Here is a 25750-nt window from a genome sequence, read left to right as displayed (position 1 = left end):
CTCAGGAGGCTCCTCGTATGCGTCCCGTGCTCCGCATCGCCGTCACCGGCGCCGTGGCCGCCGCCACCGTCCTCGTCGCCGGGCCCGCCGCCCAGGCCACTCCGCCCGGGCCGGGTGTCAGTGGCCGGACGATCAGCCAGAAGACCGTAGGTGACACCGACTACATCATCCGGGAGATCACCATCCCGCCGGGTCAGGCCACCGGCTGGCACTACCACGACGGGCCGCTGTACGCCTTCACGCAGCAGGGCACACTGAGCCACTACGACTCCACCTGCGCCTCGGACGGCGTGTATCCGAAGGGCAGTTTCATCCAGGAGCCGGCCGGGCCGGGCAATGTGCACATAGGCCGCAACGAGGGGGACACTCCGGTCGTCCTCGATGTGCTCTACGTCCTGCCGCACGGCTCGCCGTTCTCCGAGGACGCGCCGAACCCCGGCTGCCCGTTCGAGTGATCACACCGGTGGCAGCGGCTGTTCCGCCCAGATCGTCTTGCCGCTGCCGCCGGTCTGCCGGCTGCCCCAGCGCTGGGTGAGCTGGGCCACGAGGAGCAGTCCGCGGCCGCCCTCGTCGTAGGCGTGGGCGCGGCGCAGATGCGGCGAGGTGGAGCTGCCGTCGGAGACCTCGCAGATGAGGGTGCGATCGCGGATGAGGCGTAGCTGGATGGGCGGGGCGCCGTACCGGATGGCGTTGGTGACGAGTTCGCTGACGACGAGTTCGGTGACGAAGGCCGCCTCGTCCAGTCCCCATGCGGTCAGCTGGTCCGTGGCCGCCTGCCGGGTGGCCGCCACCTGCTCGGGATCGGGCTGTACGTCCCAGGTGGCTATGCGGTCCGCGCCGAGGGCCCGGGTGCGGGCGAGGAGCAGGGCCACGTCGTCGCTGGGGTCCTCCGGCAGTACGGCCTTGAGCACGCTGTCGCACAGCGCGTCGAGGGATTCGGCGGGCGCGGTCAGGGCTCGGCACAGCTCGGCGGTGGCGTGGTCGATATCGCGGTCGCGGTCCTCGATCAGACCGTCCGTGTACAGGGCGACCAGGGCACCCTCGGGCAGCTGCACCTCCATCGCCTCGAAGGGCAGCCCGCCGACGCCGAGCGGAGGTCCCGCGTTCATCTCGACGACCTGGGTGCTGCCGTCGGGCAGGACGAGGACCGGTGGCGGGTGCCCGGCGGCGGCCAGGGTGAGGCAGCGCGAGACGGGGTCGTAGACGGAGTAGAGGCAGGTGGCGCCGAGTTCGGCGACCTCGTCGGAGTCGTCACCGGCCAGGTGCGTGACCAGGTCGTCGAGGTGGGTGAGGAGTTCGTCCGGCGGCAGGTCGACGTCGGCGAGGGTGCGTACGGCCGTGCAGAGGCGGCCCATCGTGGCCGAGGACGGGATGCCGTGTCCGACGACGTCACCGACGACGAGGGCGACCCGGCTGCCGGACAGCGGGATCACATCGAACCAGTCGCCGCCGATGCCGGCCTGGGAGCCGGAGGGCCGGTAGCGGTGGGCCACCTCGACGGCCGCCTGTCCGGACAGTCCCCGGGGCAGCAGGTTGTGCTGGAGGGCGAGCGCCGTGGTGCGTTCGCGAGCGAAGCGGCGGGCGTTGTCGATGCAGACGGCGGCCCGGCTGGCGAGTTCCTCGGCGAACACGGCGTCGTCGGCGCCGTAGTCGTCGGACTGCCGGATGCGCACGGCGACGGCGACGCCGAGCGTGGTGCCGCGGGCCCGCAGCGGTACGGCCATCATCGAGTGGGCGCCGACGCGGTGCCGGCGGCCGGCCGGGGCACGGGCGTTGCGTTCGGCGACCCACCGCATGAACGCCGGTTCGCCCGCCTGGCCCTGCATCACGCGGCTGTCGAGGATCGCGCGGGCCGGCGGGGAGAACGGCGGGTAGTAGTCCACCTCGCCCAGGTGGACGGCCGCCTCCGGGGTGCCCTCGGTGCCGGAGGCGTGGGCGACGCGGCGCAGGGCGATGTCCGTGCCGGCCAGCGCGGGCGGTTCCTCGGAGCCCAGGACCCAGTCGAACAGGTCGACGCTGGCGAAGTCGGCGAACCGGGGCACCACGATGCCGACCAGTTCCTCGGCGGTGCGCACCACGTCCAGGGTGGTGCCGATGGCAGCGGCGGCCTCGTTCAGCAGGGCGAGGCGCTGGCGCGCCCAGTACTGGTCGGAGCTGTCGAACGCCGCGAGGGCGGTGCCCACGACATCGCCGCCGACGCCCCGCACCGGCCACATCTCGATGCTCCAGGCGTGCTCCCGGTTCAGGGCCGGGGCGCCGGTGAAGCTCTCGTAACGGCTCGGTCGGCCGGTCTCGGCGACCTGGCGCAGATGCCAGTGGAAGCCGCGGCTGTGCTCGGCGTCCTCGACGGTCTCCGGGAAGTGCCGGCCGATCAGGACGTCCTCGGGTACGCCCATCACCTGGCAGGCGACGTCGTTGACCCGTACATAGCGCTGCTGGGTGTCGAAGACGGACATCGACATGGACGCCTGCTGGAAGGCCCGCTCGCCCAGGTCGGACTGCGGTCCTGCCGGTGCTTCGCCGGTGACCGTGTAGCCGTCGGGGGTGCCGTCGGCGCCGAGCAGGGCGTGCGCCCGCAGGACCAGGGGTACCGGTGAGCCGTCGCGGTGGCGCAGGACGGCGGTGCCGGTCAGGGCGGCCACGGCCCCGGGTGGGGGTTCCTCGGCGAGCAGGTCCCGCGCGGGCCGTCCCACGACCTCCTCGGCGGTGCGGCCCGTCAGTCGCCGGGCACCCTCGGTCCACCCCTTGACCACACCCTGGGCATCGAGGATCGCCACGGCCAAGACGCGCTCCATGACGTCCAGCATGAGTCCTCGGCCGCACCGCATCAACCGCGACGCCGGGAAGCCGGGGCGGTTGCCCCGGTGCCGCTTATTTGCGCAGCGCGGCGAGGGCCCGGTCGGCGTGGGTGTTCATCCGCAGTTCGCTGCGGACGACCTCCAGGACGGTACGGTCCTGGCCGATGACGAAGGTGGCCCGCTTGGTGGGGGCCAGCGAGAAGCCGCGTGCCACCCCGAACAGCTCCCGTACGGCCCCGTCGGCGTCGGACAGCAGCGGCATGCCGAGGGTGTGACGGTCGGCGAACTGCTGCTGCCGTTCGACCGCGTCCCCGCTGATGCCGACGGGCCGGGCGCCGACGGCGGCGAACTCGGCGGCGAGATCACGGAAGTGGCAGGCCTCCGCGGTGCAGCCGGGGCTGAGGGCGGCCGGGTAGAAGAACAGCACCACCGGCCCCTCGGCGAGCAGCTCGGTGAGGCTGCGGTCGGTGCCGGTCTCGTCCGGCAGCGTGAAGTCCTCGATCTTGTCGCCGACCTGCACAGTCGCGCTCATGCCCGGCCCTCCGTGCTCTTGGCGACGCCGCGTGCCCACAGCACGAGCGGGATCTGCAACGGCAGCCGCCCGAAGGCCGCGGCCTTCTGCGGGGCGGGCCGGTCGCGCCAGTCGAGGGCCATCTTCACGTTCGCGGGGAACACCCCGACGAAGAAAGCGGCCGCGGCGAGCGCGGCGGCCTTGCGGGTACGCGGCAGAGCCACCCCGGCCGCCAGCGCCAGCTCGGCGACACCGCTGGCGTACGTCCATGTCCGGGGCGATCCCGGCAGGGAGCTCGGCACCAGCGCGTCGTACTGGCGTGGGGAGGCGAAGTGAGTGATGCCCGCGGTGGCCAGGAGGCCGGCGAGCAGCAAGGGCGAGCGTTGGGACCGGGGCACAGATCCTCCTTGGATGGCCTGCCGCCGGATGCTACCGGAGGGTAGATCCCCGGGTGCACCCGCCCCTTCCCCGCTCATCGGCGGCTCTACGTACGGCGGTTGTGGGTTCCCGGCGTGTACCCGAAGGAGCGGCGGAACACGTCGATGAAGGCGCTCGCGGAGGACCAGCCGCAGCGGTGGGCGACGGTCGTGACGGGGACGTCCTCGGCCAGCAGACGCAGCGCGTGATAGAGGCGCGACTGGGTGCGCCACTGCGGGAAGGTCATGCCGAACTCACTCCGGAACAGCCGACTGAGAGTGCGCTCACCGACGCCGGTCGCGGCGCCCAGTGAGGCGAGGGTGCGCGGGTCGGCGGGATCGGCGTGGACGAGCGCGCAGACCTCGGCCAGCCGGGGATCCGTGGCGGTGGGCAGCCGCAGGGGCTGCTGGGGCGAGGCCCGCAGCTGGTCGCGCAGGACGGCGAGCAGCCGCAGCCGCTCGGGGCTGTCGTCGTCGGGGTCCCGGGTGTAGGCGAGGATCAGCTCGCGCAGGAGCGGGCCGACGGCGAGGACGGTGGGGGCGTCCAGCCCGAGGGGGTTGTCGTCGGCGGGCAGACCGACGAGGTACAGATCGAGATGACCGTGGGCGCGGTGCGCATGCGCCGTTCCCGCCGGGACCCAGATGGCGCGGTTGCCGGGCGCGAACCAGGTCCCCGCGTCCGTGGTGACGGCGAGGACGCCGGAACCGGCGTAGACGATCTGGTGGTCGTCGTGCCGGTGCGCGTCGATGCGTTCCCCGGCGGCCAGGACCTTGGCGCGAGTGGGCGCGGTGGGCGCATGGCGGATGTTCGACATACATCGGCAGATTATCGGAAGCGAGCCAAGGACGCGGGCGGGGACGATCGCCGAGTGTCCGAGAAACGCAATCGAGCCATCCCGCTGATGTCCCTGGGCCACGCCTGCGTGGACGTGTACCAGGGCGCCGTCGCCGCCCTCGTCCCCTTCTTCGTCGCCGAGCGCGCCTGCACCTACGCCGCCGCCTCCGGCGTCGTCCTCGCCGCGTCCCTGCTGTCATCGGTGGTGCAGCCGCTGTTCGGTGCGCTCACCGACCGCTGGGCCATGCCGTGGCTGCTCCCGCTGAGCGCGTTGACGGGCGGCGCGGGGGTGGCGCTGAGCGGCGTGACGGGTTCCTACGCGCTCACGCTGGCGGTGGTGGCGGTGTCCGGGATCGGGGTCGCCGCGTACCACCCGGAGGCAGCCCGTACGGCCCGCGTCGCCTCGCGGGGCAGCCATACGGCGATGGGCTGGTTCGCCTTGGGCGGCAACGTCGGTTTCGCCCTGGCCCCGCTGCTGGTGGCGGCGGTGATCGCGACCGGGGGCCTGGGGGCCTCTCCCCTGCTGTTCGTTCCGGCCGTCGTCGGGGCGGCCCTGTGCGCGGCGGCGGTGCGCGCGACGGCGGGCGGCGGCACGACGGCGGAGAGGGGCTCGGAAGCTCTCGGCTCCGACGACTGGCCGTCGTTCCTACGGCTGTCCGGCGCGATCATGTGCCGCTCGATCGTGTTCGTCGGCCTGAGCGCCTTCGTCTCGCTGTACGTGCGTGAGCGGGCCGGCGGTGGAGAGGTGGCCGGCACGGTCGCGTTGTGCGTGCTCTACGCGGGCGGCGCGGTCGGCACCGTGGCCGGGGGCCGGCTCGCCGAACGGTACGGGCGGCTCACGGTCGTACGGCAGGCGTATGCGCTGTCGGTGCCTGCGGTGGCCGGGGTGGTGCTGGTTCCCGGGCCCGCGGTGTATCTGTTCGTCGCGCTGACGTCGGCCGGCCTGTACGTCCCCTTCTCCCTGCACGTCACGCTCGGCCAGGACTATCTGCCTCGGCGGGTGGGCACGGCGAGCGGGGTGACGCTGGGGTTGGCGGTGAGCGTGGGGGGTCTGGCGGCACCGGCGATCGGGGCGCTGGCCGACGCGACGTCGCTGCGGACGGCGCTGGTGCCGCTGATCGCGCTGCCGGTGGTGGGGCGGCTGCTGCTGTGTGGTCTACGGGAGCCGATCACACCTCAGCCTGTACACGCCGGTGTCGGCAGCGCCGTCTAGGGGCGCGGGGCATTGCGCGACCAGCCACAACGGCCCCGCAGCCATACAACGACCTAGGTCACAGCCTGCCTCGCCGGCTCACCGTCATCGTCGATCGCATGGGCCAGGAAGTCATCCACCATGCGATGAAACAGCGTGGCCAACTGCCCCAACTCCTCCGGCTTCCAGTCGGCCAAGGCAAGCTGCATCCCCCGAGCACCCGCATCCCGCACCCGAGCGATCGCCTCCTGCCCGGCCGAGGTCAGCTCGATGCGCTGAGCGCGACGGTCCTGCGGGTCCGGGACCCGGGTCACATACCCGGACCGCTGAAGCTGCTGCACCGTACGCGTGACGTGCGACGCCTCCACACCCAACCGCGCCGCCAGTTCCCCGGGCCGCAGCGGCTCCGAGTCGGCGATCTGCCGCAGCAGCGCCACGGCCGCCCGGTCCAGCGGCACACCGGCAAGCGCCATCAGCCGTTCGTGCTGCCGGGCGCGCGTGCTCAGATAGGTGATGCGGGTGAGCGCGCGCTCGATCTCGACCACTTCCGGGGACGCGGGCGTGGCGGGGAGTTCGGGGAGCGGTGGTGTGGACATGCAGGCCACTTTACCGTCTCATTGCGTAACTCAACTAATTTGCGGAGTCTGCCCGGCCCAGCCAGTACCCGAAGCCACGGCGGGTGTGGATCAGCACCGGGGTCTCCCGGTCCACCTTGCGGCGCAGACGCGAGACGAGTTGCTCGATGGCGTTGTCACAGCGATGGTCGCCCCAGACATAGCGGCCGATCTGCTCCTTGGACAGCACGCGGTGCGCGTTGACCAGGAGATGGCGCAGTAACCGGTACTCGGCGGGCGTGAGGTCGAGGGGCCGCGCCCCACGTCGGACCCGGCACACGGTGTCGTCCAGGACGAGGTCGCCGTAGTGCATCGGGTCGCTGCGGGACGGGCCGGGACGGGTGTCGCGGAGCAGGACCTGGATCCTGGCGAGCACCTCGGCCACCCGGAAGGGCTTGGTGACGTAGTCCCGCTTCCCCAGGCCGAGTTCGGGCACGAGCCGGGGCAGGGAGTCGCACTCGGTGAGCAGCAGGACGGGCGGGCGGTACGGGAGTTCGGGGCGGCGGTCCCGGCCGAAGTCGGCCTGGTCGGGGATGTCGGTGTCGTAGACGACCAGGTCGATGCGGCGACTCACGACCTGGGCGAGGGCGTCGGTGCCGGAGGGGGTGAGGCTGATGCGGTAGCCGGCCAGCTCCAGGGTGGTGGAGAGGAGTTCGGTGAGGATTGGCTCCGCTGCGACGAGGAGGATGTGCTGGCCGGCGCCCCTGGCGAGGCGGGCCGCCTTGAGTGCCGGGGTCGGCTGCCATGTGCTCATAACCGCCCTCGTCCGCCGAATGCCGCTTTCACAGTGGCCCTCCTTCACGCACTCACCGGTGCCAGCCACATGCCGATCACCGCATCCGTCAGGCCCGTGGCAGCCGCGTCCCACGTGGACCGTGGCGTCGGTGTGTGCTCGGCGAGAGCCCGCTCCCGCTCCGCCGCCACATGGACGATCAGATGGCGGACCATCTCGCCGCGCTCGACACGAACCTCGGCCGGAAGATCCGGCAGGCAGCGGTTCAGGCCGTCGATGATCGTCTGGAGGGAGGGGGAGGTGAGGGCCTCCTCGACCATGATCCGGTGCAGCGCGGGATCGGCCACGACCTGGGCGCAGAAGCGTGCGTACCAGGTGGGGCTGCCGAGTGCGGCGAGGTGTTCGAGGGAGGGGCGGACCAGGCAGTCCACCCAGCCGCGTACGTCGTCCGGGTCCGCGAGGTCGGCGACCAGGCGGGCGCGGATCTCCTCGATGCGGGTCGAGTGCCTGCGGACGATGGCGCGTACGAGGTCGGTCTTGGTGCCGAAGTGATAGCCGACCGCGGTGTTGTTGCCCTGGCCCGCGGCTTCGCTGACCTGGCGGTTGGACACCGCGTACACGCCGTGTTCGGCGAAGAGCCGCTCGGCCGCGGTCAGGAGCAGCTCCCGGGTCGCGCCGGACTGTTCCTCGCGCAGCGTCCTGCTTGCCATGTTCACCACCGCACCGGGACCTCACACCGCGCGTCGGCGGCCGGTCCCGTCGAGCCGCCACGGCTTCACGTCCCTACAATCTAAGTCACTTGATTGAACAGGACGTAGGGCGGGACGTGCGCATGGTGGAGCGGGCTACACCCGCACCCCGGGTGCCCGCACCCCCGCGCGCCGGGCTCGGGGCGCCTAGCGTGAGGGGCATGCGGGCGACGATGGGCAGGGCCGGACGCGCGACGGTGCATCTGCTGCTCGCCGCCGCGATGGCCTTCTTGCTCTACCTCTTCATCACGGTGCTGCTGATCACGGCGGTCGGCACGGTCACGGTCGTCGGCTGCTGGCTGCTGCCGGAGACGGTGATCCTCGTCCGGCGTATCGCCGGGGCGAAGCGGCGGCTGACCACCGCGTGGACCGGGCGCGAGATCCCCGAGGCGTACCGGACCATCGACGGGACGCTGACCGAGCGGCTGCGCACGGCGGTGCGCGATCCTGGGACGCTGCTGGATCTGCGCTGGATGGCCGCCTATTACGTGTACGGCGCGCTGGTGTTCCTCGCCCTGCCGCTGTGGCCGATCGGGCTGGTCGTGGACGGCGTGGGGTGCGGGCTGCTGCGCCGGCGGGCCGTCGTCCTGCCCTGGATCGTGCGGTTGGCGGATCTGGAGGCCGGCTGGTCGACGGCGCTGCTCAGGCCGTCGCCGAACGCGCTGCTGACCGCGCGGGTCGAGCAGCTGACCGCGACCCGGGCCGACGCGATCGCCGCGCACGGCGCCGAGCTGCGCCGGATCGAGCGGGACCTGCACGACGGGGCGCAGGCCCGGCTGGTGTCGCTGTCGATGCGGATCGGGCTGGCCAAGCGTGCCTACGACCGTGATCCGGACGCCGCCCGCAAGCTGCTGGACGACGCCCAGGCGCAGGCCGAGGAGGCGCTGGTCGAGCTGCGGCAGGTGGTGCGCGGCATCCATCCGCCGATCCTGACCGACCGGGGTCTGACAGGTGCGGTGCGGGCACTGACGGCGGGCAGCGGACTGCGGGTCACGGTGGATGTGGACGGGCTGGCGGAGGACGGTCCGCGGGCGCCCGCCGCGGTGGAGGCGGCCGGCTACTTCGTGGTGGCCGAGGCGCTCACCAATGCGGCCAAGCACAGCGGCTCCCCGACGGCCACCGTCCGGCTCGCGCGCACCAGGCGTGGGCTGCGGGTCACCGTCGCCGACGAGGGCCGGGGCGGGGTGGACGAGTCGGGCGGGTCGGGCCTGCTCGGGGTGCGGCGGCGGGTCGCGGCGCTCGACGGGACCGTACGGGTGTCGAGCCCGGCCGGTGGGCCGACGGTGATCGAGGTGGACCTGCCGTGCGTGTGGTGAGCGCCGGGCCCCCACTCCCCCTGGGGGATGACCTGCCGCATCGGACGTACTGCGTACCGAGTAGCGGCTTGTCGGCGGAGGCATGACGACATCGCCGGCCGTTCCCTGGAAGCTGTAGCCGACCGTCCCGGAACCGGAAGAACCCCGCTCATGACCATCCGTGTACTGCTCGCCGACGACCAGGCCCTGCTGCGGGCCACCTTCCGGATCCTGATCGACTCCTGCCCGGACATGGAGGTGGTCGCCGAGGCCACCGACGGCGCCGAGACCGTCGACCTCGCCCGGACCCACCGCCCCGATCTGGTGCTGATGGACATCCGTATGCCCGGCACCGACGGCCTCGCCGCCACGTCGGCGATCGTCGCCGATTCGGAGCTCACTGCGGTGCGGGTGCTGATACTGACGACGTTCGAGATCGACGAGTATGTGGCGCAGGCGCTGCGGGCCGGGGCGAGCGGCTTCCTCGGCAAGGACGTCACGGCGGATGTCCTGCTGGACGGCATCCGTACCGTGGCCGCCGGTGAGTCGCTGCTCTCCCCCACCGCGACCCGCACCCTGATCACCCGGTTCCTGGCGTCCCCCGCCGAGAGCTCGCAGTCCCCTGCGCCGGAGCACCTCGCCGCCCTCACCGCCCGGGAGCGGGAGGTCATGGCGTGGGTCGCCGAGGGCCACTCGAACGAGGAGATCGCCGAGAAGCTGTACGTCAGCCCGCTGACCGTGCGCACCCATGTGCACCGCGCCATGACGAAGCTGGGCGCCCGTGACCGTGCCCAACTGGTGGTGATGGCCTATCAGTCGGGCCTGGTGCGGGCCGTGCCGCCGGGTGGGGAGCAGTGAGGTCCGGGCCTCCGTTCAGGGGAAATCGGGCGTAAGGGCGCGTGGCGACGGGCGGGGCCGTCGAAGACTGACCCGTGAGTCTGCCGCTGATCCCCCCGATGCTCGCCACGCCCGGCGCCCTGCCGCCCGCCGCTCAGGACGCGCGCTGGGCGTACGAGACCAAGCAGGACGGCCAGCGCGCGGTGGTCTATCTGGCGGGCGACGGCACCCTGCTGCTGCGCGCCCGCTCCGGCGAGGACATCACGGCCGCCTACCCCGAACTGGGGCCGCTCGGCGAGGCGCTCGGCGCCACCGCCGCCGTACTGGACGGGGAGATCCTGGCCCTGGACGAACGGGGGCGTGCCGACTTCCAGTTGCTCCAGTCCCGTATGGGTCTGGCGCACGCGCCCGCGAAGGCCGCCCGGATGGCCGCTCAGACCCCGGTCCATCTGGTGCTGTTCGACGTGATGCATCTCGCCGGCCGCTCCCTTCTCAAGGTCCCCTACTCCCGGCGGCGCGGGCGGCTGGAGGAGCTGGGCCTGGAGGGGCCGTTCTGGTCGACGCCACGCGCCCTGGTGGGACGCGGCGCGGAGGCGCTGGCAGCGACTCGGGAGCACGGCCTTGAGGGGCTGGTGTGCAAGCGGCTGGACTCGCTGTACGAGCCCGGGGTGCGCTCCCGTTCCTGGATCAAGATCCGCAATATGCACAGCGAGGACGTGATCGTCGGCGGCTGGCTGCCCGGCAAGGGACGGCTCACGGGGCTGCCGGGCGCGCTGCTGGTCGGGCAGTTCGCGGCCGACCGGCGGCTGCGGTACGTCGGCGGTGTGGGCACCGGCTGGAGCGAGGCCGAGCGCACGGAACTGGCCGAACTGCTGCGGGCGGCGGCGACGGACGCGTGCCCCTTCGAGCCCGTCCCTCAAGTGGCGGGCGCGCACTGGGTGCTGCCCCGCCTGGTCGGCGAGGTCCGCTACAGCGTCCGCACCCGCTCCGGCCTCCTGCGCCAACCGTCCTGGCTGCGGCTCAGGCCGGACCTGACACCGCACGACTCGGCGGCCCAACTCCCTGACGACGTCTGACGCACAGCTCCGGCGGAAATTGTTGCGCTGCGCTTCACCATTGGTACGCCCGTGACTCTTGGCGCGTAAGTGAATTCCCGGGATCCTGAACTCCCCTTCCCCCACACAGCCGTTGGGCTGCGCCAGGATCCCTGAGGAGACGCTGTGCCGTCACAGACGTTCCGCACGCACCGCAACCGATGGCTCACCGGTCTGGCCGGTGCCGCCGCGCTCGTCATCGCCTTCCCCAGCGTCGCCCTCGCCGCCCCGCCCGGGGCGCTGCCCGCCAACGCCGAGTCCGGCGAGCAGACGTACCAGCCGGCCTACGACTACGACACCGACGGCTGCTACTCCACCCCGGCCATCGGCCCGGACGGCACCGTCAACGGCGGCCTGAACCCGACCGGCGCCCTGAACGGCAACTGCCGTGACGCGTCGGACCTGGACAACACCAACGGGTACTCGCGCTACAAGTGCAACAACGGCTGGTGCGCCTATATGTACGGCCTGTACTTCGAGAAGGACCAGGCGATCGCGGGCAGCAGCATCGGCGGGCACCGGCACGACTGGGAGCACGTCGTGGTGTGGGTGCAGAACAACGCGGTGCAGTACGTGTCGACGTCCAACCACGGTTCGTTCACCGTCAGCCCGGCGTCCTCGGTCCGCTTCGACGGCACCCACGCCAAGATCGTGTACCACAAGGACGGCGTCAGCACGCACTGCTTCCGGCTCGCGGGCTCCAATGACGAGCCGCCGGAGAACCACAAGGGCACCTGGCAGTACCCGCCGCTGGTCGGCTGGAACGGCTACCCGGCCGGCATCCGCGACAAGCTCGTCGCCTACGACTTCGGCAGCGCCAACTTCGGTCTGAAGGACGGCAACTTCGCGTCCCACCTGGCGTCGGCGAAGCCGTCCGGCATCTCCTTCGACCCGAACGCCTGATCCCTCCGGCGTCAGTCGGCCCTGGGCGCGGCGCCCTCCCGTGCGAGGGCGTCCCCCAGGGCCGTTCGCGTGTAAAGGACGTAATGGCCCTGGCGCCGTGACTCCAGCAGGCCGGACTCCCGCAGGACCGAGAGGTGGGCGGACACGGTCGAGGGTGCCAGGGCGTGGCGGCGGGCCAGTTCCGTGGTCGAGGCGGGCGCGGTGAGACCGGTGAGGACGGCCGCGCGCTGGTGGCCGACGAGGCGGGCGAGTGCCTGTGGCGGGCGCGGGGCGGCGTGCAGCCGGCCCATGCCCCGGGCGGGGTAGATGACGGTCGGCTGCCAGGGCCGGGCGAACCCGCTCACCACGTCCGGCCACACGAACACGCTCGGCATCAGCAACACGCCCCGGCCATCGGGCGGTTGGGCATCCGGGGCGTCGGCGTACCGGCGCAGGACGAGGGTGTGGTCGGCCCAGTCGACCGCCGGGTGCAGGCCGGTGAGCAGGGCGTCGAGGCCGCCGTCGGCCGCCCGGCGCGAGCGGTGCGCGATGTCGGCCTCCAGTACGGCGCGGTGGCGCGGCCAGTCCGGGACGAGCAGCGCGTGCCAGGCCCGTTCGGTGAGGTCGGCCAGGCGTCGGACGGTGGCGGCGGGGTCGTCGAGCGCGGCACGCCCCCGGGGTGACTCGGCGAGGCCCGGGGTGCAGGACAGGGAGCGGGTCATCTCCGTGTGGGCCAGCGCGGGGTCGGTGGCGCGCATCCGGGCCAGCTCGTCCTCGATGGACGGATACGGCTCCTGCGGGGGCGGGCCCAGGAAGTCCGGGGTGTAACCGCCGGACGGCGGGATGAACAGCCACAAAAGCCCCAGATCGAGCCCGGCGACCGTACGGCGTACGCGGCGCAGCCAGCCCTGGTGGTAGCCGTGCCGGGCGGGCCGGCGGAGCATCCGCAGCGCCTCGTGCGTCTGGCACAGCGGCGAGATCGCGAACCGGCACCGCGTGAGGTCGTCGGTGCCGAGGTGCAGGGCGAGCGGCATGGCGCCCCCGTCGTGAGCGGTGATTCGTCCTGGACCGAAAGAGTAGAGCCCCGCCGTCCTCGACCAGCAGCCTTGCCCTCAAATCTCCCTTGCGGAAAGGCGCTTGGATGGGCAGCGATGGTCCGGCACTCTGGCGGCGCGGCTGCGTCGTCGCGGCGCTCATGCTGGCGGCGTTCACCTTCAACACCACCGAGAACCTGCCGGTCGGCCTGCTCGCACTGATGGCGGACGATCTGCGGGTGTCCCTCACAGCCGTGGGCGCCCTGGTCACCGGGTACGGCCTGACGGTGGCCGTCGCGTCACTGCCCCTCGCCCATGGCACCCGCTCGGTGCCGCGCCGGTATCTGCTCACGGGCATCCTGGGGCTGCTCGCCGTGGCCAGCTGGGTGTCGGCGCTGGGCGGGGTGTCGTACGGGGTGCTGCTGGCGGCGCGGGTGGCGACGGCGCTGGGGCAGGCCTTGTTCTGGGCGGTCATGGGGCCGGTCGCGGTCGGGCTGTTCCCGCCGGAGCGCCGGGGGCGGATCATCGGGCTGCTGTCCGTGGGCGGTTCCCTGGCCACGGTGGCCGGGGTCCCCGCCGGGACCTGGCTGGGCGCGCACACCGGCTGGCGCACGCCCTTCGCCCTGCTCGGACTTCTGGCCCTGCTCTCCCTCGCGACCATCGCCGTCCTGCTGCCGTCGTCCCGTCCACAGGACGGCCATTCCGCCTACGGCGCCACCCCCGACCGGCGTGCGTTCCGCGTCGTGCTCACGGTGACCGTGCTGTCGGTGACCGGTGCCTTCGCCGGGTTCACCTATGTCGTCGCCTTCCTCGACGAGGTCAGCGGGTTCGGCGAGGACGCGGTGGGTGCCGTACTGCTCGCGTTCGGCGGGGCGGCGCTCGCGGGGGTCACCGTGGCCGGGCCGCTCCTCGACCGCTTCCCGCGTGCCACGCTGACCGTGCCGGTGGCGGGCCAGGCGGTGGCGCTGCTCGGGCTCTGGGCGACAGGGCATGTCCCGGTGGCGAGCGTCGCGCTGCTGATGCTGCTGGGCGCGTCGGTCGCGACCGCGTTCATGGCGACGCAGAGCCGGGTGCTCCAGGTGGCGCCGGGCCGCACCGAGACCGCCCTCGCGGCCAACTCGGCCGCCTACAACGTGGGCATCGCCGCCGGGGCGCTGCTCGGGGGCGCGCTGCTGCCCGTGGTCGGGGTGCGTGGGACGTTCCTGGTCGGAGGCCTGTTCACGGTCGGCGCGCTGATGGTACTGACCTGGTCGGTGCGCACACCGGGCATCGTGGGAATCGGGCGGTGGCGTGCGAAGGCGCGGTTGTGACGGTCTATCGTGTCCGCATGTCCGTGCCTGAACTGATCCGTATCGTCTCCCGCGACTCGCCGATGGCGCTCGCCCAGGTGGAGCGTGTCCGCGCCGAGTTGGCGGAGCTGTACCCCGGTGTGCGCACCGAGGTCGTGCCGGTGAAGACGACCGGTGACAAGTGGATGGGCGATCTGTCCCAGGTCGAGGGCAAGGGCGCGTTCACCAAGGAGGTCGACGCGGCGCTGCTGGCGGGCGAGGCCGATCTCGCCGTGCACTGCGTGAAGGACATCCCGGCCGACCGGCCGCTGCCCGCGGGGACCACGTTCGCCGCGTTCCTGAAGCGGGACGACATCCGCGACGCCCTGGTGCACCCGGGCGGGCTCACGCTGGACGAGCTGCCGGCCGGTACCCGGATCGGCACCTCCTCGGTGCGCCGCGTCGCCCAGCTGGCCGCGACCCACCCGCACCTTCAGTGCGTGCCGTTCCGCGGCAACGCCAACCGGCGCCTCGCGAAGCTGGAGGCCGGTGAGGCGGACGCGCTGCTGCTGGCCGTGGCCGGTCTGGAGCGCATCGGGCGCGCCGATGTGATCAGCGAGATCCTCTCCCCCGAGACGCTGATGCCGCCCATCGGCGCGGGCATCCTCGCGCTGCAGTGCCGGGAGGGCGACAGCGAGCTCATCGACGCCGTCAGCGGCCTCGGCGACCCGGACACCTACCGTGAGGCCACCGCCGAGCGGATGTTCCTGCATGTGCTCCAGGGGCACTGCAACAGCCCGATCGCCGGGTACGCACGCGTGGATGGCAGTGGCGAACTGTCGCTGCGGGCGTGTGTGTTCACCCCGGACGGCAAGACGCGGCTCAACGCCCATGAGTGGGCGGGACGGCTGGACCCGGCGACGCTGGGTACGTCCGTCGCCGTGGCGCTGCTGCGTCAGGGGGCGCGGGAGATCATCGACGGCATCCCGCACTGAGGGCGACGCGCCTCAGGCAGTGCCCTCTTCGGCCTGTTCCCGCAGGAAGTTGCTGACCTGGAGGGCGAGGCCGTCGCGCAGGGTGGCGGCATGGGCGCCGACGGAGGCGTCGTGCAGACCCAGGCCGCCGGTCCACAGGCGGCGGTCGGCCCACTCCTCCTCGACCCGCAGCTGGATCTGCACGTCGACCTGGCTCAGGCTCGCCTCCGGGCCCGCCGCGTACAACACGGCGGTGGCCCGGCGCAGCGGGTAGACGTCGAAGCCCTCGATGAACTGTGAGTTGCGCCAGTCGATGAACGCGGCCTCGCCGTCGCCGCCGATCCGCACATCGATCTGGCCGTCCTCCAGATGGATGCCGAGGTGCCGCTCGCCGCGGTTCTCGACGGTGACGCGGACCCTGAAGTACGTCAGCCCCTCGGCGGCGTCGTCGCGTCCGCGCGGCGGCTCGGCGGCCTCCAGACGGTGGACGCGGACACGCAGACCGGCATGCTCGTCGTACTCGTGCCAGTCCCCGACCACGTTCGGCTCGTACACAGTCCACCTCTCGACCCAGAGAGCTGCTTCCTATCTTTGCGTTCAGTGCACTGTCAAATGAGCAGAATGCGCTGTGGCCAGCCCATTCGCCCCCTTGATCACCGATCAAGCCGTGGGCAGCGGGAATCCGCCGCAGGGCCGCGCGGCCCTGTTCACCCACGTGCCGCACATCACGTTCCCCGCCAAGATCAGCGGGCCAGCCGGCCCAGCACGGAGGAGGCCGCGGTGATGCCGAGGGCGGCGGCCACGAGCAGGACGGCGAAGTCGAGCGCGAGGTGGGCGGGGGTGCCGAGGAGGAGGCCGCGCAGGGCGTCGACCTGATAGCTCAGCGGGTTGGCCTTGCTGACCGCCTGGAGCCAGCCCGGCATCACGGACAGCGGGTACAGGGCGTTGGAGCCGAAGAACAGCGGCATGGTGATGGCCTGTCCGAAGCCCATCAGCCGGTCCCGGTTGAGGACGATGCCGGCGATGGTCATCGACAGACAGGCGAAGAAGGCGGAGCCGAGGACGACGACCGCTCCGACCCCGAGCAGCTTCAGCGGGTTCCAGGTCAGGGCGACGCCGAGCAGTGCGGCGATGACGATCACGACGACGGCCTGGATCAGGGACTTCACCCCGGCCGCGAACGCCTTGCCCGTGATGAGGGCCGAGCGTGGGGTGGGGGTGACCAGCAGTTTGTTGAGGACGCCGGCGTCGCGCTCCCAGATGATCTGGATGCCGTAGAAGATGGCGATGAACATCGCGGACTGGGCGATGATGCCGGGCGCCAGATAGTCGATGTAGGGGATGCCGTCGGTGGGGATCGCCTTGAGCCGGGTGAAGGTCTGGCCGAAGATCAGCAGCCAGAGGGCGGGCTGGACGGCGCGGGTGTACAGCTCGGTACGGTCGTGGCGCAGCTTCTGGAGTTCGACGGCGCACATGGCCACCACGCGGGCGGGCAGCAGCCGCCAGCCGGCGCGGGGCTCGGGCGGCCGCAGCAGCAGGTCGATGCCGTCGGGGTGGGGCCGCTCAGCCGACGCGGCGGGCGGTGCGGCGGGTGCTTCGGACATCGCGGAAGTCTCCTGAACTCGTCTCGAGTCCACTGCCGGCGATGTCGCGGAAGACGTCCTCCAGCGTGGGCAGCGGGTCCGTAGCCTCGGCGCCCCGGCGTTCGGAGAGCCCCTGGCGCAGCTCGGCCGGGGTTCCGAGGGCGCGGATACGGCCGTGGTGCATCAGGCCGACCCGGTCGCAGTACTGGTCGGCCTCGTCCATGTAGTGGGTGGTGACCAGGACCGTCATGCCCGTGGCCGCGCGGACGGCACCGATGTGCTCCCACACTCCGGTGCGGGCGATCGGGTCCAGGCCGATGGTCGGCTCGTCGAGGATCAGCAGCCGGGGCGCGCTGACCAGGGCCTGGGCGAGTTCGAGCCGGCGCACCATGCCGCCGGAGTAGGTGCCGGCGAGCCGGTCGGCGGCGTCGGTGAGGCCGACGGCGCCGAGGGCCTGGCCGACGCGTGCGGCGCGTTCACGGCGGGGCACGTCGAAGACGCGGGCGAACAGGGAGACGTTCTCGCGGCCGGTGAGGCTCGCGTCGGCGGACAGCTGCTGCGGGACGTAGCCGAGCAGACGGCGTACGGCCATACGGTCGCCCGCGGCGTCCTGCCCGAAGACGCGGACCATGCCGGCGGGCACCGGCAGCAGGGTGGTGATGCAGCGGATGGCCGTGGTCTTCCCGGCGCCGTTGGGGCCGAGCAGCCCGAAGACCTCACCCTCGCGCACCGTCAGATCGAGGCCGTCGACCGCGTTGGTCTCGCCGAAGGCGTAGGCGAGCCCGGTGCAGGCCACGGCGTCGCCGGTGTCCCGTGTCGTGGCCGTCATGGTCGCCCCGCCTCCTCGCGCAGTGAGTCCGCCAGCCGGCGCAGCGCCGGGACCGCCGCGAGCAGCGTCTCGCGGTCCGCCTCGTCGAGGCCGGACACCTGGTGCCGTACGAGATCGGCGCGTCGTCTGCGCCATTCGCCGAGGCGGGCCCCGGCCGCGGGGGTGGGCAGCAGCCGGGCGGCGCGCCGGTCGGCCGGGTCGGTCTCGCGGACCAGATAGCCCTGCCGGGCCAGTTGGTTGACCAGCGTCGACACCGAATTGCCCGCCAGATACAGCTCCTTGGCCGCCTCCGAGATCCCGATACCGGGCCGCTCCACGACCAGCCGCAGCAGCTCCACCTCGGCGCTGCGCAGTGGCGGGACGGGCATCTCCCGGCGCAGCCTGCGCCGGATCAGCCGCTGGACGCCGACCAGCGCGTCGGCCAGCTCCTCCGGAAGGGTCTCCTGTTCCACAACGTCGACATTACCTCTGTAGCAGAGGTAATGAACCAAGACAGGGTCAAGGCCCTGCCACTGCGACCGCCGGACCAGCACGGCGTTTCGGGTCCTGTTTACCCGGGAATACGCTCTTATGTGCTTCGGACCGGAGGCACGTCCGTGGGAACCCGAGCACCTGCTTGAGGGAGGTGCACACGGATGTGTGCCACCGCCAGAACGAAGCAGCACCCGCATGACGACGCCCCCGACACGGCCGAGGCCTTCGACCGGCTCGTGGATCTCCCCGAGGGGCCGGAGCGCAAGGCGCTCAAGGACGAACTGGTTCAGGCCTGGCTGCCGATGGCCGAGCGGATCGCCGTACGGTTCAAGGGCCGCGGCGAGTCCCTTGAGGACCTGTATCAGGTGGCCGCGCTGGGCCTGGTGAAGGCCGTCGACCACTACGACCCGGACCGCGGCCATGCCTTCGAGGCGTATGCGGTGCCCACCATCACCGGCGAGATCAAGCGGCACTTCCGCGACCACATGTGGACGCTGCATGTGCCGCGCCGGGTCCAGGACCTGCGCAACCGGGTGCGCAACTCCTCCAAGGAGCTGGCGCAGCGCACCCCGGGACGCGCCCCGACGATTGCCGAGATAGCCGAGCACGCCCAGCTCAGCGAGGCCGAGGTGCGCACCGGGATGGAGGCCCTGGAGTGTTTCTCCGCGCTGTCGCTGGAGGCGGAGATGCCCGGCACGGACGGCTACGCCCTGGGCGACGCGATCGGCGATCCGGATCCGGCGTACGAAGTCGTCGTCGACCGGGTGTCCGTCACCCCGTGCCTTCAACGACTCCCGGAACGGGAGCGCACGATCCTGTACCTCCGCTTCTTCGGCGGGATGACGCAGAGCCGCATCGCACGTCAGCTGGGGATCTCGCAGATGCATGTGTCACGGCTGCTGAGTGGCTGCTTCGCCCAGCTGCGCGAGGAGCTGCTCGCCGAGGTGCACTGAGCCCCGGCTCGGAGCGAGTGGCTTGGGGTGGGTGGCTCACTCCCCCTGTGCCGACCCCGGGATCTGCGTCGGCCCGTGCCGTTCGAGGGCTTCCTCGAGTTCGGCGCTGATCTCGGGCGGCATCTCGCCCTCCCTGCCCCAGATGACGATCAGCTCCGCGACCCGGCGGAGCTTGATGTTGGTGTGCTGGGAGACGTCCTTCAGCACCGCCCATCCCGCGTCCGGGGCCACCCGGCCGAGCGCCACGACCATGCCGATCGCCTGGTCCACGACGGCGTGCGAGACCACCGCCTCCTTGAGCTGGTCGATCTCTTCCTCCAGCTCGAGAATCCGGTCGGTCTCGTCGGCGGGCTCGCTCGGCACCGGTACCACGCCTCCATCGTCGTCTCTTCGCCCGTCGGGTGCCAGTGAACGCGTGGACGGACATCGGCCGTTTCGGCACTCCGGCGGGGGTACTCGACAGGCCCGGACGCGGTTCGGGCCGGACACTGGGAGCAGACCGGTGGCCGCCGGTGGGGCGAGATCAGGACGCGACTGCCATGAACGACACGAAAACTCCCAGGAGCACGGCCGACGTGGTGTCCACACACTCCGTGTTCGGCGCACCCTGCTGGGTGAGCCTGACCAGCCGCGATCTGGAGGCCACCCAGGCGTTCTACACGGCCGTGCTGGGGTGGCGCTGGCGGCCGGCCAAGCTGGGCGACCGCTTCCGTGTCGCGCTGGTGCAGAACGTGCCGGTGGCCGGGATCGCCGCGGTCGCCTCGATGTGGCAGATGGCCGTGGCCTGGACTCCGTACTTCGCCGTGCCGAGCGCGGACGAGGCCGTCGCCCGGGTCCAGGAACGCGGCGGCACCGCCGCGGTCGGGCCGCTGTCGCTGCCGCCGGGGCGGGCGGCGCTGCTGGCGGACCGTGACGGTGCGACGTTCGGCATCTGGGAGGGGGAGCTCATCTCCAACTGGGAGACCTGGCGGCGGGCCACGCCGACCTTCATCCGGCTGCACACCCGCGACGCGTTCGACGCCGCCATGTTCTACGGCGAGGTCCTCGACTGGGCCACCGAGGGGCCCGGTTACATCGAGGTCCAGTACGAGGGCGGCGAGGTCGTGCTGCGCAGCGGGGGTGATGTCGTGGCGCGCATCGAGTCGGGGGCGCTGGGGGCGGCGCCGGATCCCACGATCCGGCCGCACTGGCAGGTGCACTTCGCTGTCGCGGACGTGGCGGAGTGTGCGCGGGCCGCGGAGGTCAATGGGGGGAGTGTGCTGTCGAAGGTCAGCGATGAGGCGGTGTTGCGGGATCCGGACGGGGCGCAGTTCACGGTGACGTCGCGCCGTGAGAGGTGACGGTTCTTCAGGGGCGTTTGCGCGAGGGTCTCGACAGGAGGACCAGGCTTCGGCGTTCGATCAGCAGTGCCGTGCCCGCCTTGTGCTCCACCTCGTCCGGGGGGCTCTGCTGCTCTGACGTGTCGATCAGCGTCGTCCAGCGTTCGCCGTACGTCCCGTCCGGCAGCTGGAACTCCACCGGCTCCCAGTAGCTGTTGAGCAGCATCAGGAACGAGTCGTCCACGACGGGCCGCCCGCACCAGTCCGGTTCGGCGATCGCGTCGCCGTTCAGGAACGCGGCGACCGAGTGGGCGTCGGCGCGGCGCCAGTCGTCCGGGGCCATCTCGCGGCCGTCTGGGAGGAACCAGACCAGGTCGGGCAGCGGCTGGTCGGGGTGGGTGGGAGTCTCGCCCTGGAAGAAGCGGCGGCGGCGCAGGACGGGGTGGGCGGCGCGCAGCGCGATGACGTAGCGGGTGAAGTCGGCGAGGGCGTCCTGGTCGTCGGTGAGCCGCCAGTCGATCCAGGAGACTTCGTTGTCCTGGCAGTAGGCGTTGTTGTTGCCGCCCTGGGTGCGGCCGAGTTCATCGCCGTGGCAGAGCATCGGGATGCCCTGGGACAGCAGCAGGGTGGCGAGGAGGTTGCGCTGCTGGCGGGAGCGCAGCGCGAGCACGGCGGGGTCGTCGGTCTCGCCCTCGGTGCCGCAGTTCCAGGAGCGGTTGTGGCTCTCGCCGTCGCGGTTGTTCTCGCCGTTGGCCTCGTTGTGCTTGTCGTTGTAGGAGACGAGGTCGCGCAGGGTGAAACCGTCGTGCGCGGTCACGAAGTTGACGCTGGCGCGCGGGCGGCGCCGACTGTGCGCGTACAGGTCGGAGGAGCCGGTCAGCCGGGAGGCGAACTCGGCGAGCGAACCGGGCTCGGCGCGCCAGAAGTCCCGTACTGCGTCCCGGTACTTGCCGTTCCACTCCGACCACAGCGGCGGGAAGTTGCCGACCTGGTAGCCGCCCTCCCCCACGTCCCAGGGCTCGGCGATCAGCTTGACACGGCTGATCACCGGGTCCTGCTGGATCAGGTCGAAGAACGCCGAGAGGCGGTCCACCTCGTGGAACTGGCGGGCCAGGGTGGCCGCGAGGTCGAAGCGGAAGCCGTCGACATGCATCTCGGTGACCCAGTAGCGCAGCGAGTCCATGATCAGCTGGAGCACGTACGGGTGACGCATCAGCAGGCTGTTGCCTGTGCCGGTGGTGTCGTAGTAGTGCGCCCAGTCGCCGTCCACCAGGCGGTAGTACGAGGCGTTGTCGATGCCGCGGAAGGACAGGGTCGGGCCGCGTTCGTTGCCCTCGGCGGTGTGGTTGTAGACCACGTCCAGGATCACTTCGAGGCCGGCCGCGTGCAGGGCCTTCACCATCGCCTTGAACTCGTCGACCTGCTGACCGCGGGTGCCGTGGGCGGCGTAGGAGTTGTGCGGCGCGAAGAAGCCGATGGTGTTGTAGCCCCAGTAGTTGGACAGGCCGCGGTCGAGCAGGACGCCGTCCTGGACGTACTGGTGCACCGGCATCAGCTCCACGGCGGTCACGCCGAGGGAGGTGAGGTGCTCGACGATCGCGGGGTGGGCGAGTCCGGCGTAGGTGCCGCGCAGCTCCGGAGGGATGTCGGGGTGGCTGCGGGTGAGGCCGCGTACGTGGGCCTCGTAGATGACGGTGTCGGCGTACGGCCGTCTGAGGGGCTGGTCGTCGCCCCAGTCGAAGTACGGCTCGGTCACCACGCCGAGCATGGTGTGGCCGGCGCTGTCCGACGGGGACGGGGCGCCGGGGGTGCGCTCGAACAGGGAGGTGTGGTTGTCCACCTGGCCGTCGACGGCCCGGCTGTACGGGTCCAGCAGCAGCTTCGCCGGATTGCACCGGTGGCCGAGGCCGGGGTCCCAGGGGCCGTGCACCCGGTAGCCGTAGCGTTGTCCGGGGCCGACGCCGGGCAGATAGCCGTGCCAGACGAAGCCGTCGACCTCGGTCAGCGCGACGGCCCGGTGCCGTCCCTTGTCGTCGACCAGCACGAGCTCGACGCGTTCGGCGACCTCGCTGAACAGGGCGAAGTTGGTGCCCTGTCCGTCGAAGGCGGCTCCCAATGGATAGGGGTGCCCGCTCCAGGCGAGCACCCCTTTGTCGCGCTTTCGCGCTGTCACAGGGCCTCCTGGAGGACGCCGTCCCGGATGCCCGCCGCGTCGGCGACGGCCGTGGCCGGCAGCTCGCGGGGCACCTGAAGCGCCTCGCGGAGGTGGGGCGCGGGAGCGATCGGCACGAGCGGGGCACGTTCGCCCGCGCGGGCGCGCTGCGAGAACCAGATGACTTTGCTACCGGACTCCGTGGCACAGCAGCCCCAGCCGTCGCTCGTCGCGGCGAGATGCTGAAGGCAGGCGCGCAGCTGATGGTCGGGGCGCAGGGCGCGGTCGTTGTCGCCGACGGCCGTGATGAGGTGCTGGCCGTTCCACCACATCTCGATGGAGGTGTTCTTGTCCGTCGCATGCTCGTCGATGGCCCGCAGCAGCATCTCCGTGCCGTGGCGGACGGGTTCGACAAGGGTCTCCAGGTCCCAGTACCGGAGGTGGGCGGCCAGAATTCGGCTGACCTGACCCACCCGTTCGGGGCTGACTTCCACGTCGAGGTGGTAGTAGCAGGGCACTGCGGTCTTCACCGTCGTTACCTCCTCACCGCGAAAGCTCCCGCCCTCCTCGCCCCTGCGGGACGGGCCCCGAGCACGGAGCGTGAGCGCTGATCGCTTCTGAGTCACTCCAGGGTGGGGGCGGTACGCCATTCGTGCAACAGGAGCAGACACCTGAGGTGGTTGAAGATCCAACAGGACGGAGAGTCGCCGACCGTGCACCATGTGTGAAGACCTCGATGCCCGTAACGGAACCCGTGCGTATGCGCGCACGCGTTTCCGCCCGACGGTCGGGAAACGCTCATCGAGCCCGGAAGGTGAACGGGGCCCATGCTGCTACCGGCCAAAGCCGAAGTCGCCCGGCAACTGCGGCGCTACCGGGCCTGGGAACGAGCCATGCTCGCGGCCCCGGCCGACCTCACCGTGCGCGCGACCTTCGAGAACACCGGTTACACCCTCTGTGTGCTGATGGGGAAGCGCTGCGCCCGTGAGGCCGCGGACGCCGCCGAGCGCTACTTGCGGATCACCCCGGCCGCCTATCTCCGGGAGCAGGACGAACGGCCCCGCACGGCGAGCGTCTCCGCACGGCGGGGACCGCCGAGATCGCGGCGGCGACGTTTCCATGCCGGGAGGTAGCCAGCTCCCGGCGCAGATCGAATCCCCGGCCGGGCCTGGTGCCCGGCCTCGAGCACGGTGGAGGTGAACCATGGGCAGGACCAAGAGCAGGACCGGCGCCGGTGCCGGTGCCGGGACCATCGGCCGCATCCCGGTACGGGACGTACAGCCGGCCGTGGAGTGCGGCAGGCATCCGGCGAAGGCCGTCACGGGTGAGACCTTCGAGGTCACCGCCACCGTGTTCCGCGAGGGCCATGACGCCGTGGCCGCCAATGTCGTGCTGACCGACCCGGACGGCCGTCCGGGCCCGTGGACGCCGATGCACGAACTGTCCCCCGGCACCGACCGCTGGGGCGCCAAGGTGACACCGTCCGCGGTGGGCCGCTGGACGTTCCATGTGGAGGCCTGGAGCGACCCGGTGGCCACCTGGCGCCACACGGCCCGCATCAAGGTGCCGGCCGGGATCGACGTCGGGCTGGTCCTGGAGGAGGGCGGCGAACTGTACGAGCGCGCCGCCGCCGGTGTCCCCGACGAGACGGAGCGGGCGACCGTGCTGGCCGCCTCGGAGGCGTTGCGGGACGACTCACTGCCACCCGTGTCACGGCTCGCGGCGGCGTTCGCGGCAAATGTCGACGCGGTGCTGGGGCGGTATCCGCTACGGGATCTGGTCACCGCCTCGGACCCGCTGCCGCTGCTGGTCGAGCGGGAACGGGCCCTGTACGGCTCCTGGTACGAGTTCTTCCCCCGCAGCGAGGGCACGGCCGACCGGCCGCACGGCACGTTCGAGACGGCCGCGCTGCGGCTGCCCGGGATCGCCGCGATGGGCTTCGACGTGGTCTACCTCCCGCCGATCCACCCGATCGGCACCACCTTCCGCAAGGGCCGCAACAACACCCTCTCCGCCGGCCCGCAGGACGTCGGGGTCCCGTGGGCGATCGGCTCCCCCGAGGGCGGCCACGACGCCGTCCACCCCGACCTGGGCACGATCGAGGACTTCGACCGCTTCGTCGCACGCGCCGGTGAGCTGGGCCTGGAGGTGGCCCTCGACTTCGCCCTGCAGTGCTCCCCCGACCACCCCTGGGTGGACAAGCACCCCGAGTGGTTCCACCACCGGACCGACGGGACGATCGCCTACGCGGAGAACCCGCCGAAGAAGTACCAGGACATCTACCCCATCGCCTTCGACGCCGACATGGACGGCCTGATCGCCGAGACGCTGCGGGTGCTGCGGCACTGGATGGACCACGGGGTGCGGATCTTCCGGGTCGACAACCCGCACACCAAGCCGGTGCTGTTCTGGCAGAAGGTGATCGCGGACATCAACCGCACCGACCCCGACGTGATCTTCCTCGCCGAGGCCTTCACCCGCCCCGCGATGATGCACACCCTGGCCCAGACCGGCTTCCAGCAGTCCTACACCTACTTCACCTGGCGCAACACCAAGCAGGAGCTGACCGAGTACCTGACGGAACTGTCGGGCGAGGCGGCGGCCTACATGCGGCCGAACTTCTTCGCCAACACCCCCGACATCCTCCACGAATTCCTCCAGCACGGCGGCCGCCCCGCCTTCGAGGTCCGCGCCGTCCTCGCCGCCACCCTCTCCCCCACCTGGGGCATCTACAGCGGCTACGAACTCTGCGAGAACACACCCCTGCGCCCCGGCAGCGAGGAATACCTCGACTCGGAGAAGTACCAGATCCGCACCCGCGACTGGGACACCCCCGACACCATCGCCCCCCTCATCACCCGCCTCAACGCGATCCGCAGGTGCCACCCGGCGCTGCACCGGCTGCGTAACCTCCGCTTCCACCACACCGACAACGACGCGCTCATCGCGTACAGCAAACGGACTGGTCCGGACACGGTTCTGGTGGTCGCCAACCTTGATCCGCACCACACCCAGGAGGCCACGGTCTCGTTGGACATGCCGCAACTCGGCCTGGACCGGGACGCCTCTCTGTCCGTGCATGACGAACTGACGGGTGAGTCCTACCGCTGGGGCAGGACCAACTACGTACGCCTCGAACCCGGCACGGCGCCCGCGCACGTGTTCCACGTCCAGGCATCGCCACCGCAGATCGGAGGGTCCTGAGCGT

At 71.6% G+C, this 25750-nt stretch carries 27 protein-coding genes; 12 read left to right on the top strand and 15 right to left on the bottom strand.

The genetic code is table 11. The features are described from left to right. Positions 1 to 17: 17 nt before the first annotated feature. On the top strand, positions 18 to 455 hold the full coding sequence (locus tag IE325_RS27675) for a cupin domain-containing protein (protein WP_190072797.1): 438 nt from the start codon (positions 18 to 20) through the stop codon (positions 453 to 455). On the opposite strand, the gene IE325_RS27670 is transcribed toward IE325_RS27675, so the two are convergent. The 4 genes from IE325_RS27670 to IE325_RS27655 all read right to left on the bottom strand — a co-directional run bounded on the left by IE325_RS27670 (position 456) and on the right by IE325_RS27655 (position 4540). Next, positions 456 to 2795: a SpoIIE family protein phosphatase gene (locus tag IE325_RS27670; RefSeq protein ID WP_190072796.1), complete on the bottom strand. Its 2340-nt coding sequence runs from the start codon at positions 2793 to 2795 to the stop codon at positions 456 to 458. 76 nt (positions 2796 to 2871) lie between these two features. Beyond that, complete coding sequence (locus IE325_RS27665; RefSeq protein ID WP_308437686.1) at positions 2872 to 3330, bottom strand: peroxiredoxin; 459 nt, start codon at positions 3328 to 3330, stop codon at positions 2872 to 2874. Then, the gene (locus tag IE325_RS27660) at positions 3327 to 3707 is read right to left on the bottom strand and encodes a DoxX family protein (protein ID WP_190072795.1); all 381 of its coding nucleotides are present in this window, start codon (positions 3705 to 3707) and stop codon (positions 3327 to 3329) included. The genes IE325_RS27665 and IE325_RS27660 overlap by 4 nt, the downstream gene beginning before the upstream one ends. Positions 3708 to 3793: 86 nt before the next feature. Further along, entirely contained in the window at positions 3794 to 4540 is a 747-nt protein-coding gene (locus IE325_RS27655) for an AraC family transcriptional regulator (protein ID WP_190072794.1), read from the bottom strand. An 87-nt stretch (positions 4541 to 4627) separates the two neighbouring features. Here IE325_RS27655 and IE325_RS27650 point away from each other — a divergent pair, with 87 nt between their 5' ends. Beyond that, a complete protein-coding gene (locus tag IE325_RS27650; protein ID WP_190072870.1) occupies positions 4628 to 5773 on the top strand; it encodes an MFS transporter in 1146 nt (381 codons plus the stop codon). Positions 5774 to 5826: 53 nt separating this feature from the next. On the opposite strand, the gene IE325_RS27645 is transcribed toward IE325_RS27650, so the two are convergent. The 3 genes from IE325_RS27645 to IE325_RS27635 are packed head-to-tail and all read right to left on the bottom strand — an operon-like array spanning position 5827 to position 7809. Continuing rightward, entirely contained in the window at positions 5827 to 6348 is a 522-nt protein-coding gene (locus IE325_RS27645; protein ID WP_190072793.1) for a MarR family winged helix-turn-helix transcriptional regulator, read from the bottom strand. A 34-nt stretch (positions 6349 to 6382) separates the two neighbouring features. Then, on the bottom strand, positions 6383 to 7120 hold the full coding sequence (locus IE325_RS27640) for a response regulator transcription factor (protein ID WP_190072792.1): 738 nt from the start codon (positions 7118 to 7120) through the stop codon (positions 6383 to 6385). Between the two features lie 44 nt (positions 7121 to 7164). Then, on the bottom strand, positions 7165 to 7809 hold the full coding sequence (locus IE325_RS27635; RefSeq protein ID WP_190072791.1) for a TetR/AcrR family transcriptional regulator: 645 nt from the start codon (positions 7807 to 7809) through the stop codon (positions 7165 to 7167). Between the two features lie 200 nt (positions 7810 to 8009). Here IE325_RS27635 and IE325_RS27630 point away from each other — a divergent pair, with 200 nt between their 5' ends. The 4 genes from IE325_RS27630 (at position 8010) to IE325_RS27615 (ending at position 11977) form a co-directional block, all read left to right on the top strand. Continuing rightward, complete coding sequence (locus tag IE325_RS27630) at positions 8010 to 9164, top strand: sensor histidine kinase (RefSeq protein ID WP_190072790.1); 1155 nt, start codon at positions 8010 to 8012, stop codon at positions 9162 to 9164. 150 nt (positions 9165 to 9314) lie between these two features. After that, positions 9315 to 10001, top strand: coding sequence for a response regulator (locus tag IE325_RS27625; protein WP_190072789.1), 687 nt, complete (start codon positions 9315 to 9317; stop codon positions 9999 to 10001). A gap of 74 nt (positions 10002 to 10075) precedes the next feature. Continuing rightward, complete coding sequence (locus tag IE325_RS27620; RefSeq protein WP_190072788.1) at positions 10076 to 11056, top strand: ATP-dependent DNA ligase; 981 nt, start codon at positions 10076 to 10078, stop codon at positions 11054 to 11056. 144 nt (positions 11057 to 11200) lie between these two features. Further along, positions 11201 to 11977, top strand: coding sequence for an NPP1 family protein (locus IE325_RS27615; protein WP_190072787.1), 777 nt, complete (start codon positions 11201 to 11203; stop codon positions 11975 to 11977). An 11-nt stretch (positions 11978 to 11988) separates the two neighbouring features. Here the strand turns inward: IE325_RS27615 and IE325_RS27610 are convergent, their stop codons facing one another. Next, positions 11989 to 12990, bottom strand: a complete 1002-nt coding sequence (locus IE325_RS27610; RefSeq protein ID WP_190072786.1) for an ArsR/SmtB family transcription factor — start codon at positions 12988 to 12990, stop codon at positions 11989 to 11991. 107 nt (positions 12991 to 13097) lie between these two features. On the opposite strand from IE325_RS27610, the gene IE325_RS27605 reads away from it, so the two are divergent. Continuing rightward, positions 13098 to 14300, top strand: coding sequence for an MFS transporter (locus IE325_RS27605; protein WP_190072785.1), 1203 nt, complete (start codon positions 13098 to 13100; stop codon positions 14298 to 14300). 17 nt (positions 14301 to 14317) lie between these two features. Continuing rightward, positions 14318 to 15253: a hydroxymethylbilane synthase gene (hemC, locus tag IE325_RS27600; protein WP_190072784.1), complete on the top strand. Its 936-nt coding sequence runs from the start codon at positions 14318 to 14320 to the stop codon at positions 15251 to 15253. Positions 15254 to 15265: 12 nt separating this feature from the next. Here the strand turns inward: hemC and IE325_RS27595 are convergent, their stop codons facing one another. From IE325_RS27595 to IE325_RS27580, 4 genes are all read right to left on the bottom strand, one after another. Beyond that, positions 15266 to 15787 carry a hypothetical protein gene (locus IE325_RS27595; RefSeq protein WP_190072783.1) on the bottom strand — a complete coding sequence of 174 codons (522 nt, stop codon included), beginning with the start codon at positions 15785 to 15787 and terminating at the stop codon, positions 15266 to 15268. 188 nt (positions 15788 to 15975) lie between these two features. Continuing rightward, positions 15976 to 16836 (bottom strand): ABC transporter permease, encoded by an 861-nt coding sequence (locus tag IE325_RS27590; RefSeq protein ID WP_190072782.1) that lies wholly within the window; start codon positions 16834 to 16836, stop codon positions 15976 to 15978. Continuing rightward, positions 16796 to 17644, bottom strand: a complete 849-nt coding sequence (locus tag IE325_RS27585; RefSeq protein ID WP_190072781.1) for an ABC transporter ATP-binding protein — start codon at positions 17642 to 17644, stop codon at positions 16796 to 16798. Before IE325_RS27585 ends, IE325_RS27590 begins: the two co-directional genes overlap by 41 nt. Next, the gene (locus IE325_RS27580; protein WP_190072780.1) at positions 17641 to 18096 is read right to left on the bottom strand and encodes a MarR family winged helix-turn-helix transcriptional regulator; all 456 of its coding nucleotides are present in this window, start codon (positions 18094 to 18096) and stop codon (positions 17641 to 17643) included. The genes IE325_RS27585 and IE325_RS27580 overlap by 4 nt, the downstream gene beginning before the upstream one ends. Before the next feature lie 183 nt (positions 18097 to 18279). Between IE325_RS27580 and IE325_RS27575 the strand changes: the two genes are divergently transcribed. Continuing rightward, positions 18280 to 19071, top strand: coding sequence for an RNA polymerase sigma factor SigF (locus tag IE325_RS27575; protein WP_190072779.1), 792 nt, complete (start codon positions 18280 to 18282; stop codon positions 19069 to 19071). 36 nt (positions 19072 to 19107) lie between these two features. Here the strand turns inward: IE325_RS27575 and IE325_RS27570 are convergent, their stop codons facing one another. Next, positions 19108 to 19443, bottom strand: coding sequence for an ANTAR domain-containing protein (locus tag IE325_RS27570; RefSeq protein WP_190072778.1), 336 nt, complete (start codon positions 19441 to 19443; stop codon positions 19108 to 19110). A 167-nt stretch (positions 19444 to 19610) separates the two neighbouring features. On the opposite strand from IE325_RS27570, the gene IE325_RS27565 reads away from it, so the two are divergent. Further along, the gene (locus tag IE325_RS27565; protein ID WP_190072777.1) at positions 19611 to 20411 is read left to right on the top strand and encodes a VOC family protein; all 801 of its coding nucleotides are present in this window, start codon (positions 19611 to 19613) and stop codon (positions 20409 to 20411) included. A 7-nt stretch (positions 20412 to 20418) separates the two neighbouring features. Here IE325_RS27565 and glgX read toward each other — a convergent pair whose 3' ends face one another. Then, positions 20419 to 22563 carry a glycogen debranching protein GlgX gene (glgX, locus tag IE325_RS27560; RefSeq protein WP_190072776.1) on the bottom strand — a complete coding sequence of 715 codons (2145 nt, stop codon included), beginning with the start codon at positions 22561 to 22563 and terminating at the stop codon, positions 20419 to 20421. After that, the gene (locus tag IE325_RS27555) at positions 22560 to 23072 is read right to left on the bottom strand and encodes a pep a2 (protein ID WP_190072775.1); all 513 of its coding nucleotides are present in this window, start codon (positions 23070 to 23072) and stop codon (positions 22560 to 22562) included. The genes glgX and IE325_RS27555 overlap by 4 nt, the downstream gene beginning before the upstream one ends. Positions 23073 to 23369: 297 nt before the next feature. Between IE325_RS27555 and IE325_RS27550 the strand changes: the two genes are divergently transcribed. Both IE325_RS27550 and IE325_RS27545 read left to right on the top strand, forming a co-directional pair. Further along, positions 23370 to 23675 (top strand): DUF5133 domain-containing protein, encoded by a 306-nt coding sequence (locus IE325_RS27550; protein ID WP_190072774.1) that lies wholly within the window; start codon positions 23370 to 23372, stop codon positions 23673 to 23675. A gap of 70 nt (positions 23676 to 23745) precedes the next feature. Next, the gene (locus IE325_RS27545; protein ID WP_190072773.1) at positions 23746 to 25746 is read left to right on the top strand and encodes an alpha-1,4-glucan--maltose-1-phosphate maltosyltransferase; all 2001 of its coding nucleotides are present in this window, start codon (positions 23746 to 23748) and stop codon (positions 25744 to 25746) included. The last annotated feature ends 4 nt before the right edge of the window (positions 25747 to 25750 follow it).

This window comes from Streptomyces lanatus (genome assembly GCF_014655715.1).
Taxonomy (GTDB): domain Bacteria; phylum Actinomycetota; class Actinomycetes; order Streptomycetales; family Streptomycetaceae; genus Streptomyces; species Streptomyces lanatus.
This window is presented reverse-complemented; position numbering and strand designations above follow the sequence as displayed.

What these genes read in the sequence shown, in the direction of transcription:
- IE325_RS27550 (WP_190072774.1), top strand. Translation starts at nt 23,370, where the DNA reads ATGCTGCTACCGGCCAAAGCCGAAGTCGCCCGGCAACTGCGGCGCTAC.
- IE325_RS27665 (WP_308437686.1), bottom strand. Translation starts at nt 3,330, where the DNA reads ATGAGCGCGACTGTGCAGGTCGGCGACAAGATCGAGGACTTCACGCTG.
- IE325_RS27545 (WP_190072773.1), top strand. Translation starts at nt 23,746, where the DNA reads ATGGGCAGGACCAAGAGCAGGACCGGCGCCGGTGCCGGTGCCGGGACC.
- IE325_RS27625 (WP_190072789.1), top strand. Translation starts at nt 9,315, where the DNA reads ATGACCATCCGTGTACTGCTCGCCGACGACCAGGCCCTGCTGCGGGCC.
- IE325_RS27610 (WP_190072786.1), bottom strand. Translation starts at nt 12,990, where the DNA reads ATGCCGCTCGCCCTGCACCTCGGCACCGACGACCTCACGCGGTGCCGG.
- IE325_RS27630 (WP_190072790.1), top strand. Translation starts at nt 8,010, where the DNA reads ATGCGGGCGACGATGGGCAGGGCCGGACGCGCGACGGTGCATCTGCTG.
- IE325_RS27575 (WP_190072779.1), top strand. Translation starts at nt 18,280, where the DNA reads ATGTGTGCCACCGCCAGAACGAAGCAGCACCCGCATGACGACGCCCCC.
- IE325_RS27670 (WP_190072796.1), bottom strand. Translation starts at nt 2,795, where the DNA reads ATGGAGCGCGTCTTGGCCGTGGCGATCCTCGATGCCCAGGGTGTGGTC.
- IE325_RS27640 (WP_190072792.1), bottom strand. Translation starts at nt 7,120, where the DNA reads ATGAGCACATGGCAGCCGACCCCGGCACTCAAGGCGGCCCGCCTCGCC.
- IE325_RS27655 (WP_190072794.1), bottom strand. Translation starts at nt 4,540, where the DNA reads ATGTCGAACATCCGCCATGCGCCCACCGCGCCCACTCGCGCCAAGGTC.
- IE325_RS27565 (WP_190072777.1), top strand. Translation starts at nt 19,611, where the DNA reads ATGAACGACACGAAAACTCCCAGGAGCACGGCCGACGTGGTGTCCACA.
- IE325_RS27645 (WP_190072793.1), bottom strand. Translation starts at nt 6,348, where the DNA reads ATGTCCACACCACCGCTCCCCGAACTCCCCGCCACGCCCGCGTCCCCG.
- hemC (WP_190072784.1), top strand. Translation starts at nt 14,318, where the DNA reads ATGTCCGTGCCTGAACTGATCCGTATCGTCTCCCGCGACTCGCCGATG.
- IE325_RS27635 (WP_190072791.1), bottom strand. Translation starts at nt 7,809, where the DNA reads ATGGCAAGCAGGACGCTGCGCGAGGAACAGTCCGGCGCGACCCGGGAG.
- IE325_RS27675 (WP_190072797.1), top strand. Translation starts at nt 18, where the DNA reads ATGCGTCCCGTGCTCCGCATCGCCGTCACCGGCGCCGTGGCCGCCGCC.
- IE325_RS27605 (WP_190072785.1), top strand. Translation starts at nt 13,098, where the DNA reads ATGGGCAGCGATGGTCCGGCACTCTGGCGGCGCGGCTGCGTCGTCGCG.
- IE325_RS27590 (WP_190072782.1), bottom strand. Translation starts at nt 16,836, where the DNA reads ATGTCCGAAGCACCCGCCGCACCGCCCGCCGCGTCGGCTGAGCGGCCC.
- IE325_RS27585 (WP_190072781.1), bottom strand. Translation starts at nt 17,644, where the DNA reads ATGACGGCCACGACACGGGACACCGGCGACGCCGTGGCCTGCACCGGG.
- IE325_RS27650 (WP_190072870.1), top strand. Translation starts at nt 4,628, where the DNA reads ATGTCCCTGGGCCACGCCTGCGTGGACGTGTACCAGGGCGCCGTCGCC.